This is a genomic window from Roseomonas sp. OT10 (genome assembly GCF_020991085.1).
GTDB lineage: Bacteria > Pseudomonadota > Alphaproteobacteria > Acetobacterales > Acetobacteraceae > Roseomonas > Roseomonas cutis.
The window spans coordinates 24,263-37,669 of the sequence record NZ_CP087720.1 but is presented as its reverse complement, the minus strand read 5'-3'; the positions used below and the strand labels follow the sequence as shown (position 1 = coordinate 37,669).

At 72.6% G+C, this 13,407-nt stretch carries 16 protein-coding genes; 4 read left to right on the top strand and 12 right to left on the bottom strand.

Annotated elements, in window-relative coordinates; all coding sequences use genetic code 11:
- Positions 1–121 precede the first annotated feature (121 nt).
- The 8 genes from LPC08_RS24490 to LPC08_RS24455 all read right to left on the bottom strand — a co-directional run bounded on the left by LPC08_RS24490 (position 122) and on the right by LPC08_RS24455 (position 5,620).
- Positions 122–448, bottom strand: a complete 327-nt coding sequence (locus LPC08_RS24490; RefSeq protein ID WP_230453301.1) for a DUF4326 domain-containing protein — start codon at positions 446–448, stop codon at positions 122–124.
- Positions 449–585: 137 nt separating this feature from the next.
- On the bottom strand, positions 586–1,176 hold the full coding sequence (locus LPC08_RS24485; protein WP_230453300.1) for a Uma2 family endonuclease: 591 nt from the start codon (positions 1,174–1,176) through the stop codon (positions 586–588).
- An 8-nt stretch (positions 1,177–1,184) separates the two neighbouring features.
- Positions 1,185–1,517, bottom strand: a complete 333-nt coding sequence (locus LPC08_RS24480) for a DUF5983 family protein (protein WP_230453299.1) — start codon at positions 1,515–1,517, stop codon at positions 1,185–1,187.
- Between the two features lie 16 nt (positions 1,518–1,533).
- Positions 1,534–1,878: a hypothetical protein gene (locus LPC08_RS24475; RefSeq protein WP_230453298.1), complete on the bottom strand. Its 345-nt coding sequence runs from the start codon at positions 1,876–1,878 to the stop codon at positions 1,534–1,536.
- A 152-nt stretch (positions 1,879–2,030) separates the two neighbouring features.
- On the bottom strand, positions 2,031–2,414 hold the full coding sequence (locus tag LPC08_RS24470; protein ID WP_230453297.1) for a hypothetical protein: 384 nt from the start codon (positions 2,412–2,414) through the stop codon (positions 2,031–2,033).
- Between the two features lie 138 nt (positions 2,415–2,552).
- Positions 2,553–3,437 carry an XF1762 family protein gene (locus tag LPC08_RS24465; RefSeq protein WP_230453296.1) on the bottom strand — a complete coding sequence of 295 codons (885 nt, stop codon included), beginning with the start codon at positions 3,435–3,437 and terminating at the stop codon, positions 2,553–2,555.
- Complete coding sequence (locus tag LPC08_RS24460) at positions 3,434–3,607, bottom strand: hypothetical protein (protein WP_230453295.1); 174 nt, start codon at positions 3,605–3,607, stop codon at positions 3,434–3,436. Before LPC08_RS24460 ends, LPC08_RS24465 begins: the two co-directional genes overlap by 4 nt.
- A 234-nt stretch (positions 3,608–3,841) precedes the next feature.
- A complete protein-coding gene (locus tag LPC08_RS24455; protein ID WP_230453294.1) occupies positions 3,842–5,620 on the bottom strand; it encodes an ATP-binding protein in 1,779 nt (592 codons plus the stop codon).
- 354 nt (positions 5,621–5,974) lie between these two features.
- Here LPC08_RS24455 and LPC08_RS24450 point away from each other — a divergent pair, with 354 nt between their 5' ends.
- The 4 genes from LPC08_RS24450 to LPC08_RS24435 all read left to right on the top strand — a co-directional run bounded on the left by LPC08_RS24450 (position 5,975) and on the right by LPC08_RS24435 (position 7,249).
- A complete protein-coding gene (locus tag LPC08_RS24450) occupies positions 5,975–6,172 on the top strand; it encodes a thermonuclease family protein (protein ID WP_230453293.1) in 198 nt (65 codons plus the stop codon).
- A 12-nt stretch (positions 6,173–6,184) separates the two neighbouring features.
- The gene (locus LPC08_RS24445; RefSeq protein WP_230453292.1) at positions 6,185–6,469 is read left to right on the top strand and encodes a thermonuclease family protein; all 285 of its coding nucleotides are present in this window, start codon (positions 6,185–6,187) and stop codon (positions 6,467–6,469) included.
- A gap of 104 nt (positions 6,470–6,573) precedes the next feature.
- Entirely contained in the window at positions 6,574–6,810 is a 237-nt protein-coding gene (locus LPC08_RS24440; RefSeq protein WP_230453291.1) for a hypothetical protein, read from the top strand.
- Positions 6,803–7,249 carry a putative toxin-antitoxin system toxin component, PIN family gene (locus tag LPC08_RS24435; protein ID WP_230453290.1) on the top strand — a complete coding sequence of 149 codons (447 nt, stop codon included), beginning with the start codon at positions 6,803–6,805 and terminating at the stop codon, positions 7,247–7,249. The genes LPC08_RS24440 and LPC08_RS24435 overlap by 8 nt, the downstream gene beginning before the upstream one ends.
- Positions 7,250–7,284: 35 nt before the next feature.
- Here the strand turns inward: LPC08_RS24435 and dinB are convergent, their stop codons facing one another.
- The 4 genes from dinB to LPC08_RS24415 all read right to left on the bottom strand — a co-directional run bounded on the left by dinB (position 7,285) and on the right by LPC08_RS24415 (position 13,404).
- The gene (gene dinB, locus LPC08_RS24430; RefSeq protein ID WP_230453289.1) at positions 7,285–8,370 is read right to left on the bottom strand and encodes a DNA polymerase IV; all 1,086 of its coding nucleotides are present in this window, start codon (positions 8,368–8,370) and stop codon (positions 7,285–7,287) included.
- A gap of 214 nt (positions 8,371–8,584) precedes the next feature.
- A complete protein-coding gene (locus LPC08_RS24425) occupies positions 8,585–8,908 on the bottom strand; it encodes a hypothetical protein (protein WP_230453288.1) in 324 nt (107 codons plus the stop codon).
- Positions 8,905–9,858 carry a DUF3991 domain-containing protein gene (locus LPC08_RS26260; RefSeq protein ID WP_304622089.1) on the bottom strand — a complete coding sequence of 318 codons (954 nt, stop codon included), beginning with the start codon at positions 9,856–9,858 and terminating at the stop codon, positions 8,905–8,907. The genes LPC08_RS24425 and LPC08_RS26260 overlap by 4 nt, the downstream gene beginning before the upstream one ends.
- A 255-nt stretch (positions 9,859–10,113) precedes the next feature.
- Entirely contained in the window at positions 10,114–13,404 is a 3,291-nt protein-coding gene (locus LPC08_RS24415; protein WP_230453287.1) for an error-prone DNA polymerase, read from the bottom strand.
- Positions 13,405–13,407: the final 3 nt, after the last annotated feature.

The following is a 13,407-nucleotide window of genomic DNA, read 5'->3' as shown; positions in this document are numbered from 1 at the left end:
GCAGCGACGGACCCTTGCGGCGGCTATCCCGGTGCGGAACCACCTCCAATCCCGCTCTCCCGCTCTCCGTCTCGCCTGCTTTCTGGGTTTCCTCCTTTCCCGATTTCGAGCTTTCCCGTGCTTATCGCTTGCCCCGTGCCTGGCTGGCCTCCTCGGCCTGCACCAGCTCGGCCGCCAGCGCCGCGTACACGTCGCCGTGGCAGGCCTGTGGCGAGCACCAGCAGAAAAGCCGCTTCCCGTGCATCGCACGCACCCTGGCGCGCCGTGCCGGCCCCATGACCGGATCGGCCAGCCGTGCGCGCTCCGCCGCCTCGAACTGCGCGATCACCTCGGCCCGCGAGCCGTCGCGCCCCAGCACGAACTCGTTGCCGAACCCGGTCCGGCGGTCGATCCGCACGTCGCCGGGCCGTATCGCCTCGCGCCTCAGGTTGTGTATCGTGGTCCGCATCGCCCTTGCTCCTCTCGCGATGCCGCCACGCCTTCGAGGATCGGGCGGCGGCGCAAGGGCGCGCGACCGCGCGGCAGGCGTCAGCCGACGTACCCTTGCGGCGGCGGCCGCATCCCCGACAGGGCTCCGGCCTCCGCCTATTCGCCTTCGGGCGTGGCTTCCTCCGTGCTCGCGGTGCCGAAGTCCAGGCCCTCGTACAGCTCGTCCAGCGGCACCTCGATGCCGGCTTCGGGGAGGCGCAGGATCGAGCCCTGCATCAGCAGATGCACGATCCAGCTCGCCCCGCTGCGCTCCAGCACCGTCGCGCGGACCGCGTGCTGCTCCAGCATCACGTAGCGCTGGACGCTGGGGATCGCCTGGTACTCCAGCGCCTTGACATAGCGGTCGTCGTCGGCGGTGCTGGGGCTGAGGACCTCGAACACCGTCACCGGGTCGCTGACCCGGGTCGCCGTCGGCGACACGGGCCGGCAGACGATGGAGCCGTCGGGATAGCGGTAGTGCGGCTCGATGGTCTCGACCTTGAAGTCGCTGCCGTAGAACCGGCACCGGCCACCCCGCAGCCTCGGGGCGATCGCCGCGGCGAGATTGGTCTGCACCGTCGCATGCGCGGCGGAGCCGCCGGTCATGGCGATCGGCTGGACGCCATCGAACTCGTAGCGCAACGGCTGACGCTCCTCCCAGGCGAGGAACTCCTCCGGCGTCCAGGGCTGGGCAGCAGGCTGGCTCATGGCGGCCATCATAGCACCGCTGCCGCCACGACGACGACCTCATCGTCCGGTCGCGGCCTCTCCTCCCAGTCGAAGCACGGAAAGCCCTCCAGCACGGCGGCGTCGCCGTCGAACAGCAGGTACTCGGCACCTGACCAGCGGGCCGCGGTCATCAGCGCCCACAGCGTGTCGGAGATCCTCGGCGCGTCCAGGCGCTCCTCGAAGGCGTAGACGAACCAGCCATGGGACATGGACCCGCACAGCAGCGGACCCCGGCCGGGGTCCGCAGCGGAGGTGTCCAGACAGCACCGGTCGGCCGGCGACAGATGCGCGGTGGACAGGTCCAGGAAACGGCGGATCATGGTTGCAGCCCTCCGTTCAGGCCACGCGCCGGCTGGGCAAGGCAGTCTCCGTGGGCAGCATCAACGGCACGCAGTGCAGCTCATCCCAGCTCAGGGTTGGGCACCGGCCCATGCACCCCGTCCGCAAGGCGATGCGGGCGCGGTCGAGGTGGGACTGGTGCAGCCCACCCTCGGCCGGCCTGTGGCAGCGCCGGCCGGCCGGCGCGCCGCAGACCGGGCAGACGACGCGCAGGGTGGGGTCGGAACCGAAGTCCTCGCCGCAGCGGGTGCAGGACAGTGCCGGCGGCGGCGTGGTGTCCGGCCGCGGAACGGGCGTGAAGGGACCGGTGAGCGGCCGTGGGGCGAGGCGGCGGATTTCCATGGCGATGTTCCTTTCCGAACACCTCCACGGCCGCCGCTGCCCCGCGCCCCCGGGGCAAGGGCGCCGCGCAGCGGCGGGCCGCCAGGCCCTCGCCCTTGCCGCGGGGGACGGGGTGCGGCACCGGTCTTTCTCCCCTCTCCTCCTTGCTGCCTTCAGCCTCCGTTCGAGGTGCCAGCGCCGCTCCGCCTGATCGTCCGGCCGGGGTCGGTGAGCGCGCGGTACAGCGCCTCCTCGCCCACGTCATCGCGCAGGAAGGCCTCGGTTCCGAAGCGACCCTCCGCCACGGCGGCGTCGAAGCCGCAGGGCTTGCGCCGGCCCTGGCGCATGCTCACCGAGATGTCGAAGCTCACGCCCGGGTTGACGGCGAGCACGTCGTGGCCGAAGGCGGCGACCGCCTCGGCGATGCCGGCGAGGCCCTGCACGTCGAGGTGCCGACGGGGCGCTGGCCGCGACAGGCTCAGACTGATCTCCTTGAAGCCGGAGCGTCGGACACGGCGGCCGGGGTTGGCGGTCAGGACGATGCCGACGATGGCCATGGCTGGGCTCCTCTCGGGCATGCGGCGGCCCGCACCGGCCGTGGCGAACGGCCGAGCGGGCGCGGGCTCCCGGGGTGGGGTGGAAGGCAGGTGCCGGATCGGGCTGTCGATCGACAATCCGGGAACCGATGGGCTGGCTCAGGCAGGCTCCAGGGTCAGCGCCGTCATCGGCGCCGGGCGGATCGGACGCGGCGCCGCACGGCGCGGTCGCAGCGGCCGGGACCAGCGGAAGCGGTCGATGGGTGTGCCGTGGTCCGTCCGCGCCCGGCAAGACGAGTTCCACGAGCGGCCGCGCACCCGCGCCTCGCGCTCCCAGCCCGCGGCGATCAGCGAGTGACCCTGCTCGTCCTGGCGCGTGTAGGTGATGATGCGACTGAAGCCGCGAGCCTCGGCCTCCCGCGCCGCCCAGCCGTAGAGTTGCGAGCAGGCGTTCCAGGCAAGGGCGCGTGGTACGTCGCGGCGGACGCACAGGCGGTTCACCTCGACGATGCCGCGGCCCATGAGGGCACGCGCGACCGGATTGCCGACCATCACGACGCCCAGCAACGTAAGCCCGTTGGCGATGGCCGCGCCGAACCGCCAAGCAACTGGCGCGGGGTTGTGGACGTGGTGCCGGCGGACGAAATCAGCCGCGGCGGCAAAGCGGATGGGCTGGATCGCGAGATTCCTGTCGAGCAGCAACTGGCCGCAGCCGGTATCGGCCACCCGGCGCAGACCGTGGCCCAGCAGGTCTTCGGCACCGAGGCGGCGCAGCAGTGCGCGTGCCCAGGCCGGGTCGTCGGCCATGCCGGCGCAGGCCTCTTCATGAGCTGCGGGGCAGCAGGCATCCAGCAGGAAAGCGTGGTCGGACCAGACCTCGGTCAATTCCAGCATAGCCGGCTCGCCGCACCAGGGGCAGCGTGGCGGCACGCGCCCGGCCTCGGCGTGGCGGCGGTCGTTGTCGCCGGGGCCAGCCGTCGCGCCGCCTTCCGGGCTCCGGATGGCGAGGACCTCGGCTGCGTAAGATAGGTGCGTCCCGGTCATCGTCCTGCCTCCTGCCGGGCCGGCACGCGGATGGTGGAGGCGTCCTGCGCCAGGAAGCCCGGCAGGACCACGATGGCTAGCAAGGCGGCCAGGAAGACGAGGAGGCCGGCGACGGCGGCGAGGTCCTCGCGGCGTCCCTGGCGGCGGGCGAGGCGATCGGCGAGATCCACGATCCCGTTCCTTCTGCTGCGTCTTCATTCCGAAGACCCAGCCCGCCGGCCGCCCCGACGGAGGCGGGGCAAGGGCGCGCGCCCCGCGCGCGGGAGCGCAGCGACACCCCCTTGCCCCGCTCCCGGCGCGGGTGGCAGGGCTTCCTCCCCTCCGTGCTTCCTGTCTCGATCCTCCCCCTTCCCAAACCGCCATGATCCCGGTTTCCGGGCTATCTGGACGGCGGGCGACCGGCGCTACAGCGCGTGCCGGGACAGGGTGCCGGCCGCGTCGGTGATGGCGATCGTGCCGTCTCCCTCGGCCGGGATGTCGATCTCGATGCGGCCGCCGCGCAGCGTGCGCAGGGTCCAACCGGCGTCCCGCAGGACATCCATCACCCGCGCCACCGCTGCCTGGTCCGCGGTCAGCAGCAGGCGACGGGCGAGGTCGATCGCGTCGGCCCGGTAGCCTTCCAGCTGCCGCTCGTAGCTGTCGGCCCCGGCGTCGTCGCTATGCACGAAGAAGCCGTCCACCAGGGCGTCGGCCAGATCGGCCGGGCCGGTTCCCTCGGCCACCAGCGTCCCCGGGAAATCGAAGGTATCGGTCTCGGAGACGAACAGGAACGGCAGCGCCACGGCATGCCGCATCACGGAAGCCGCCGCCTGTCCATCCGCCGAGTGACGCAGCAGCAGCCGGGCGCGGATGCCACGCACCAGCCGATGGTCGGCCTCGACCGGCGCCGGCTGGCCTTGTGCCGGCACCGTCGGTACGGACGGCCAGGTTTCCTGCGTGCCGTCGATCCCGGTGACCTCGGCCTCCAACCGCACGACGCGTGGCAGGGCGTCGTAGGCCGGGTAGCCGATGTAGGCATCGAGCCCCTCCACCACGGTGGGGTGACCGGGCCACGCGGCGAGGAAGGCGTGCAGGTTCGCCTCCTCGAAGCGCTCCAGGTAGGTTGGCCCCGGCACCAGCAGCACCTCGCCCGACTCGCGGCCAAGCAGCACGGGCGGCATCTCGTCCAGCCGGCCGCGGCTCTCCTCGCTGCCCATGCGCCAGGCCGGGAGCGTGATGGCCGGCTCCGGCAGGACGATGCCGAGCGCGGCGGCGCGGCGGGAATCGGCATAGGCCAGCGCGTGCCGGCCGCTCGCGGCGACGGCTTCGAGGATCGCCCGCTCCATCCGCTGGCGCAGGGCACGGAAGAAGTCGTTCTCGATCGGCTCGTGGCGCGCCGGCAGCACGAGGCGCAGGTCCGGTGCGTTCACCACGTCGGCCAGCACGCACCAGCGCCGGCCATCCACCTCGGCCAGCGTCACCGCGCCCTCACAGCGCACGACGTGACCGTGGAAGTTCAGGTAGAGGTGCCGCTCGCTGCCCCAGTGGGCGTCGTGGACCCCCCGCACCGCAGGCGGCACGGCATGGAACACGCCGAGGCGCAGCCCCTGCCAGGCGACCTCGTGCACCGCGCCGGCGAGGAAGTCGCGTCGTGGCAAGGCCTGCCCGTTCAGCGTCACCGGCAGGGGGTAGAAGCGGCACACCCGCTCGATGACCTGGGGGACTGCCCGCTCGTTCACCGGGAACAGGAGCTCGGTGCCCACGCCCATCCCTGGGTCGGGCAGCACGGCCGCCTCGGCTTCGCCGCAGAACACCTCGCGGCTCAGTGTCACGCGCCGGCCACGCGAGCGTACCGTGACACCGCGCGAGGCCAGCGAGAACACGCCCATGCCGGCCGCATTCTCCATCAGGTCGGTCCGCTCGTCCCAGTCCGACGAACCGAAGGTCACCAGCTGGGCCATATCGGCGATGCCGTGACCATCGTCGCGCACGACGAGGGTGGCGTGGCCCTCCCCTCCGAGGAGTTCGATCTCCATGCGCGTCGCGCCGGCACGTCGGGAGTTCTGCAGCACCTCGGCCAGCACGGTGGGCAGGGATTGATTGAACAGTTCGGGGCTCTTGCGTAACACCTTCTCGCCCAGGGCGCCGCGGATGCGGGGGACAGAGAGGGAGGGTTCGGGCGCGACGGGAACGGTGTGGGACACGAGTGGGCTCCTGTAGGTCTTCTTCTCGAAGACCCTCACCCGCCGCCGCCCCGGCGGGGGCGGGGCAAGGGCGCGCGCCCCGCGCGCGGGAGCGCAGCGACGCACCCTTGCCCCGCTCCAGCCGAGGGTGGCAGGGCCTCCGGCCCTTCGCTCCCCCCTTCCTCCCTGGCCAGGACTTCCATGATCCACCATGCTGCGGTCCCCGACCCCACGCGGCACCGCGGCTTATGGCGTCTTCAGCCTTCTGGTGCAGCAGGCCGCATGACAAGGCTGCAACGGCGCTCGCCGGCCCCCGCCTCGCTTCCATCCAGGGGTGTCCATCGTCCATTCACTCCGAAATGCTATGGGAGAGGCATGTTCTTCCGCACCCTGTTCATCTTCCTGGCTCTCGTTGGTCCTATCCTGGCAGAGGACCTGCATGGCCGCATCGTCGGCATCAGTGATGGCGATACCGCCACGCTGCTGACCCCCGGCCATCAGCAGATCCGCATTCGCTTGGCCGAGATCGATGCGCCGGAACACCGCCAGCCCTACGGCGAGCGGGCGCGATAGGAACTCGCCGGATTGATCTGGCAACGTCAGGTGCGGGTCGAGGTCGGGGACAGGGACCGCTATGGCCGCACGGTCGGGCGCGTCTTCGTGGGCTCGGTGGATGTTTCCGCCGAGATGGTCCGCCGCGGTGGCGCCTGGATCTACACCCACTACGCCAAGGATCCCGCCCTGGTGTCGTTGGAGGTTGCGGCACGCCGCGAGCGGCGCGGCCTCTGGAAGTTGGCTGAGGCCGAGCGGGTGCCGCCCTGGGAATGGCGCCATTGGGAGCGCGCTCAGCATTCCGGCGTGCGCCGCTGACCGGCCTCGTCCTCCGGAGGAACTTGCCCTCGGGACGGCCACTGGCCATCTTCGCTCCCGGAGCCCCCAGGAGGGCTCCGTCAGGGGCCATGTGGAGGCCAGCCGTGAACGAGGTGGCAAAGATCGAGATCCCCGTCGATCCGGCGACGGCCGCCGCCCTGTCCGACGCGCGCCGACGCGAGGCCGTGGGGCGCCTGGTCGACAGGCTGGTTCGACCGGGCGCGGACGATCCGCTGATGGCACTGTTCGAGCGCACCGCGGAGGAGGCGAAGGCGAGCGGCCTGACCGAGGAGGACATCGCGGCGGAGCTCGATGCCTACAATGCGGAGCGCCGTGCCTGACGTCTGGGTCTTCGATGCCAACACGGTGGTGTCCGCCGCGCTCAGCCCCGGCGGAGTGCCCCGGCGTGCGCTCATCCTGGCCCGGTCACAAGGGATCGTCGCCCTGTCGGAGGCGGTCTACCGCGAGATCGCCGAGGTCCTCGCAAGGCCAAAGTTCGCGCGCATCCTGACCGAGGACCGTCGGCGCGAGGCCCTCGAGCTGCTGAGCGCGGCAGCCCTCTGGGTGGAACCCACGGTTGCCGTTCGGGATTGCCGGGACGGCAAGGACAACCGCACCCTCGAGCTGGCGCTGGCAGCCGGCGCGACAGCCATCGTGTCCGGTGACGAGGACCTGCTGGTCCTGCATCCGTGGCGCGGCATCCGGGTGCTTCGCCCCGCGGCCTTCCTGACGGTGCTCGGCGGGGACGACGCTCACGTCCGGTCGGCAGAGAAGGATTGACGGCATCCGGCCCCGCTGTGGGTTCCGCGCCTTCGTCACAGCAGCGCCATCTGCGCCGGCTCTGCTGCCTCGCCCGCGCCTTCCAGGGCCGAGAGGGTCACGCCGAGCAGCCGGATGCCCCGCTCGGCCGGCAGCAGCGCCCGCAGCAGCCCTCCCGCCATCGCCTCCAGCATCGCGAGGTCCGCCACTGCCCGCCCCACGCTCTGGCTCCGCGTCACCTGGCGGAAGTCGGCGTACTTCACCTTCAGCGTCACCGTCCGGCCGCGGATTCCCTTCTCCGCGCAATACGCCCAGACTTTCGCCGCCAGCGGCCGCAGCGCGGCCTGAAGTTCCTCCAACGCCGAGAGGTCCCGCACGAAGGTCGTCTCCGCCCCCACCGACTTGCGCACCCGGTGCGCCTGCACCGGCCGTTCGTCCTGGCCGCGGCTGATGGCGTGGTAGTAGGCCCCGGCCTTGCCGAACCGCGCCTCCAGGAACTCCAGGCTCTGCCGTCGCAGGTCCAGCCCGGTGCGGATGCCCAGCGCCTCCATCCGCTCGGCGGTCCGCGGGCCGATGCCGTGGAACCGCCCCACCGGCAGGTCCTCGACGAAGCCCGGCCCCATGCGCGGCGTGATCACGAACAGCCCGTCGGGCTTGCGGTGGTCCGAGGCCAGCTTGGCCAGGAACTTGTTGTAGGACACCCCGGCCGAGGCGGTCAGGCCAGTCCGGGCCCGGATCTCCGCCCGGATGCGCTCCGCGACCTCGGTGGCCGAGCCGATCCCCTGGAGGTTCTCCGTCACGTCGAGGTAGGCCTCGTCCAGCGACAGCGGCTCGATCACCGGCGTGTAGCGCGCGAAGACCTCGCGGATCTCGGCGGAGACAGCCCGGTAGACGTCGAAGCGCGGCCGGACGAAGACCAGCTCCGGGCACTTCCGCCGCGCCACCACCGAGGGCATGGCCGAGCGCACCCCGAAGCGCCGCGCCTCGTAGCTCGCCGCGGCCACCACGCCACGCTCCTGCGAGCCGCCCACCGCCACCGGCAGGCCGCGCAGCGCCGGATCGTCGCGCTGCTCCACGGAGGCATAGAAGGCGTCCATGTCGATGTGGATGATCCGGCGCACGGCTCCCGATCCTGGCCTCATCCCTGCCCGGCGCTCAAGGCCGTCACGGCGGGCAGGAGGACGTCCGCACTCCGCGTGCTGCCGGGCTTGGAGCCCTCATGGCTGTCGAGAAGGATACAGGTGGCCTGAGCGAGGGAGACCTTGGCCACCCGCCCCATGCCACCTCGCGGCGTCGGGCACACCGCTTCCGGTCAGCACCTGCCGCCGCGTTCCGGCCACCACGCCCCGTGGGTCGTCAAAGCGGCTCGACCCGGCAATTCCATCCGAGGCAGCGTACCAACGTGGCCTGCGGACCATCCCCGTCCAGGGTGAGCAGCGTGAAGGAAGCATCGAGCAACCACACGCCATCATCGTCGCGCAGGCCCGCGACGATGATGCCCTGGTAGTGGTCCGAATGGTCGTCCGCCTCCACCAGCACGGGCCGGTCGAGGCGGGCGTCGCCGCTCGGCGGCACACGGCAACGCCGTTGCTGGTCGGGGGGCAGCCGGAGGAAGGCAGCGCGCAGGTCGCCTGCGAGCACCACCGCGGCCGGGCTGGGCGGCACGGAAGGGCGGATCATTGCTCCCTTCGGCGCTTCAGCGCGTCATTCCAGTCGTCCAGGCCGCCGGGTGGCCGCAGTCGTTCATACGCCACGCCCGCCGTGGCAGCCTGGGCGGTCAGCAGGGTGGCGTAGCGCTCGCCTGCCGGATCGTTGTCCGTGGCCGCGACCAGGAGTGCCTCCGGCCCGGCCGCCAAGCCCGTCAGCAGCCGGCCGAGGGCCGCCACCGTACCGGGGCCCATGCCGCCGCCGGTGGCGAGGTAGAGCGTGTCACCGGGCAGGCGTTCGACCGCCGCGACGCTGAGGGCGTCGATCGGCGCCTCGGCCACCACCAGCCGTCGAGGATGGCAGCTGCCGCGCCGCGGCCCTCCGGGCAACTGAAACAAGCTCTTCTCCGCTCCCTTGGCGAAGCCCCGGAAGGCAGGCCCGCGCATCTCGAAGCCCGTCAGGCCTCCAGCCGCATCCCGGTGCGCGAACCACGGCGTGCCGAAGCCTCCCTCGCGAATGGCATCGGCGGCGCGGGCAGCGCGCAGCACCGCCGCCGGCAGGCCGCGCTCCTTGGCCAAGTAGTCCCACGCCCGCGATCCCGGCCGCAGCGGCCGAGCCCGGGCCCAGCGCAGCGAGGCCGGCGCCGACGCACGGGCCTGCCGCTCCTCCCGTGCATGCGCCGGAAAGCTCGGTGGCAGCCCCACCAGCTCCCGTAGCAGCTTGCGGATGTGGCCGAAGTTCAGCTCGGGCCGCAGGTGCTGCACCAGACTGAACACGTCGCCCTTGGCGGTGCCGCCCGCATCCCACCAGCCGCGACCGGCGTGGTTGACGATGATGATCTCGCCCTTGCCGCGACGGTACTTCAGGCAGTCGCGGCTGCTGCCGGTCCGGTCCAGCCGCCAAGGGGGCGGCAGCCGCTCCAGCAGGGTGGCGCAGTTCACCCCCTCGCGGATCCGCTCCAGTTCCTCGTCATGCCCGCTCATCCCTGGGAACCCTTCTCCTGGATTCCCCCCGCCGACCGTGACGGCGGCGCGGGACAAGGGCGCGGCCGGGGCCTGCCCCGGCGCGGGAGGCGCCAGCCGACGCACCCTTGTCGCGCGCCCGCCGCTCGCGGTAGCGCCCCCTCCCCTCTGCCTGTGTCCAGCATCGCGCCCTCTCCTCTCACCGGTCCGGGAGAGGGTCGGGGGCAGCACTGCGAACGGCGAACGGCGTGTCGAGGCAGGGCCGGCGGCACGGCGTCAGCGGAAGTCGCGGCTGCTGGGCAGCTTCGGCGCGGGGCGCGCCGAGCCCGGCTCGGGCCGGCGGACCTCGTCGGCCCTACCGATCGCCCCGTCGCTCCAGCCCTCCGCCACTCCGCCCTCCATCAGACCGCGCAGCAACTCGGAGCGGTCCTTTAGCCGCCGGCAGATCAGGTGGATGACCGGCACCTCGGCGCGCTCGGTTTCGCGCTCCACCCGCCCCTCCACCAGCAGCAGCCGCGCCCCGACCAGGGCGGCACGGTCGCGCGCGGCGACGTCGGCGTAGACGACGAGGTTGGCGGTGCCGTGCTCATCCTCGACCGTGACGAAGACGATGCCCTTGGCCGTGCCGGGGCGCTGGCGCATCAGCACCAGCCCGGCGAGCCTGACCCGGCTCCCTGCCGGCAGCGCCTCGAGATCGCGCGTCGTGCGGCAGCCCAGCGCCCGCAGCTGCGGGCGCAGCAGCGCCAGCGGGTGCTGGCGCAGGCTCAGCCCGGTCGAGACATAGTCCAGCACCACCGCCTGCCTGTCCGCCTCGGCGGGCAGGATCGGTGGGGCCTCGGACAGCAGCGGCAGCTCGCCGGCCGCCGCGGCCTGGGCCGCGAGACGCAGCAGCGGCGGGACCTCCGCCTCCACTCCCCGGGCGTCCCACATGGCGGCGCGGCGATCGAGGCCCAGGCCCGCGAAGGCGTCCGCCTCGGCCAGCGCCTCGATCGCCCGCCGGCCGACCCCGGCCCGGCGCACCACCTCGTCGACCGAGGCATAGGGCGAGCCGTTGCCCGCGCGCCGCGCCTCGGCCACGCGCTTGCCGTCCTCGGCCGCCAGGCCCGCGGCCAGACGCAGGCCCAGCCGCAGCGCCAGGCCCTCGGCGCCGCGCCGCTCCGGCTCCAGCGTGCAGTCCCAGTCCGAGGCGTTGACGCAGAGCGGCCGCACCGACACCCGGTGCGCCTGGGCGTCGCGCACGATCTGCGCCGGCGCGTAGAAGCCCATCGGCTGGCTGTTCAGCAGCGCGGCGGCGAAGATCCCGGGGTGGTGGCACTTCAGCCAGGCCGAGGCATAGGCCAGGTGCGCGAAGGAGGCGGCGTGGCTCTCCGGGAAGCCATAGCTGCCGAAGCCCTCGATCTGCTGGAACACCCGCAGGGCGAGGTCGGGGTCGTAGCCGCGGCGGACCATGCCGCCGACCAGCCTGTCGCGGTAGGCGGCCACCCCCTGGGTGTACTTGAAGGTCGCCATGGCTCGCCGCAGCTGGTCGGCCTCGCCGGGCGTGAAGCCGGCGGCCACGATGGCCACCCGCATCGCCTGCTCCTGGAACAGCGGCACGCCGAGGGTGCGGCCGAGCACCTGCTTCAGCTCGTCCGGCGGGCCGTGCTCGGCGGCGGGTGACGGGTAGACCGGCTTCTCGTCGCCCCAGCGGCGGCGCAGGTAGGGGTGCACCATGTCGCCCTGGATCGGCCCGGGTCGGACCAGGGCCACCTGCACCACTAGGTCGTAGAAGCAGCTCGGCCGCAGGCGGGGCAGCATGTTCATCTGCGCCCGGCTCTCGACCTGGAACACGCCCAGGGAGTCCGCCCGGCGCAGCATGGCGTAGGTCGCCTCGCAGTCGCGCGGCACGCCGGCCAGGTCGAGGTCGCCGAGGCGGTGGCGGCGCAGCAGCACGAAGCCGCGGCGTAGGCAGGACAGCATCCCCAGCGCCAGGATGTCGACCTTGAGCAGGCCCAGCGCGTCGACGTCGTCCTTGTCCCATTCGAGGACGGTCCGCCCCTCCATGGCGGCGTTGCCGATGACGGCCATCTCCACCAGGGGGCCGCGACTCATGACGAAGCCGCCGACATGGGTGGCCAGATGCCGGGGGACATCCTGGATCTCCTCGGCCAGCTCCAGGGCGAGACCGAGGCGGCGGTCGGCGAGGTCGAGGCCTTCGGCGGCGGCGATCTCGCCCAGGCTCTGCTCCCGCCCCGGGCCCCAGCTGGCCTTGGCCAGGCGGCCGGTGACGTCCTCGGACAGGCCCAGCGCCTTGCCGACCTCGCGGATCGCCGAGCGGCTGCGAAAGCGGATCACCGTGCCCACGATGGCGGCACGGTCGCGCCCGTAGCGCTGGTAGAGGTACTGGATTACTTCCTCGCGCCGCTCGTGCTCGAAGTCGACGTCGATGTCGGGCGGCTCGGCCCGCTCGGCCGAGAGAAAGCGCTCGAACAGCAGGTCGTGCTTGGCCGGGTCGACCGCGGTGATGCCCAGCACGTAGCAGAGGCTGGAGTTGGCGGCCGAGCCACGCCCCTGGCACAGGATGCCGCGCCCCCGAGCGAAGCGCACCACCTCGTCCACCGTCAGGAAGTAGGGGGCGTAGTCCAGCTGCTCGATCAGGGTGAGCTCGTGGTCGAGGTGGGCCTGGATGTCAGGCGGCACGCCACGCGGGAAGCGCGCTGCCGCGGCTTCGGCCACCCGGGCCACCAGCGTCTGCTGCGGCGTGCGCCCGGGTTCGAGGATCTCGTCCGGGTACTCGTGCCGGAGCTGGGAGAGCGAGAAGCCCCGGCAGGCGTCGAGCACGCGCAGGGTGCTGCGCAGGGCGTCGGGGTGGTCGCGGAACAGCCGCGCCATCTCCGCGGGCGGCTTGAGGTGCCGTTCGGCATTGGGCTCGGCGGCCGGTCCGAGGCGGTCGACGGGGCAACCAAGGCGGATCGCCGTCAGCACGTCGGCCAGCCGTCGCCGCGCGGCGACGTGGTAGCGCACGTCGTTGCCGGCGAGCAGGCCGGTGCCGGTCACCGCCGTCATCTCGGCCAGCGCCTCCAGACGGTCCTCGTCGATGTCGTCGAAGCGCACGGTGGCGGTGCACAGCAGCGGCAGGGCCAGCACGCCGCACAGCGCCCGGGCATCGGCCTGCAGCCGGTCGGCGAAGGCGAGGTCGGGGCGGACGGGCGACACCAAGGCGAGGCACCAGCCCGGTGCATGGGCCAGCATCTCCTCGCGGGTGATGGCGCACTCCCCCTTGGGCGAGCGCATCCGTCCCAGCGAGAGCAGCCGCGTCAGGCGGCCGTAGGATGCCCGGTCGGTGGGCCAGGACAGGTACTCGGCGCCGTCATCCAACCGCAGGCGACAGCCCACGACGAAGGGCAGCCCGACCTCGCGCGCCGCGACGTGCCCGCGCACCACTCCGGCCAGGGTGTTGGTGTCGCACAGCCCCACTCCGGCGTGGCCGAGGGCCGCGGCCGTGGCCACCAGCTCCTGCGGGTGCGAGGCGCCGTCGAGCAGGGTGAAGTTGGAGCGGCAGCCGAGTTCGGCATAGGCGGGGGGCATCGC

What these genes read in the sequence shown, in the direction of transcription:
- LPC08_RS24475 (WP_230453298.1), bottom strand. Translation starts at nt 1,878, where the DNA reads ATGGAAATCCGCCGCCTCGCCCCACGGCCGCTCACCGGTCCCTTCACG.
- LPC08_RS26260 (WP_304622089.1), bottom strand. Translation starts at nt 9,858, where the DNA reads ATGAGCGGGCATGACGAGGAACTGGAGCGGATCCGCGAGGGGGTGAAC.
- LPC08_RS24485 (WP_230453300.1), bottom strand. Translation starts at nt 1,176, where the DNA reads ATGAGCCAGCCTGCTGCCCAGCCCTGGACGCCGGAGGAGTTCCTCGCC.
- LPC08_RS24450 (WP_230453293.1), top strand. Translation starts at nt 5,975, where the DNA reads ATGTTCTTCCGCACCCTGTTCATCTTCCTGGCTCTCGTTGGTCCTATC.
- LPC08_RS24415 (WP_230453287.1), bottom strand. Translation starts at nt 13,404, where the DNA reads ATGCCCCCCGCCTATGCCGAACTCGGCTGCCGCTCCAACTTCACCCTG.
- dinB (WP_230453289.1), bottom strand. Translation starts at nt 8,370, where the DNA reads ATGAGGCCAGGATCGGGAGCCGTGCGCCGGATCATCCACATCGACATG.
- LPC08_RS24425 (WP_230453288.1), bottom strand. Translation starts at nt 8,908, where the DNA reads ATGATCCGCCCTTCCGTGCCGCCCAGCCCGGCCGCGGTGGTGCTCGCA.
- LPC08_RS24490 (WP_230453301.1), bottom strand. Translation starts at nt 448, where the DNA reads ATGCGGACCACGATACACAACCTGAGGCGCGAGGCGATACGGCCCGGC.
- LPC08_RS24480 (WP_230453299.1), bottom strand. Translation starts at nt 1,517, where the DNA reads ATGATCCGCCGTTTCCTGGACCTGTCCACCGCGCATCTGTCGCCGGCC.
- LPC08_RS24470 (WP_230453297.1), bottom strand. Translation starts at nt 2,414, where the DNA reads ATGGCCATCGTCGGCATCGTCCTGACCGCCAACCCCGGCCGCCGTGTC.
- LPC08_RS24465 (WP_230453296.1), bottom strand. Translation starts at nt 3,437, where the DNA reads ATGACCGGGACGCACCTATCTTACGCAGCCGAGGTCCTCGCCATCCGG.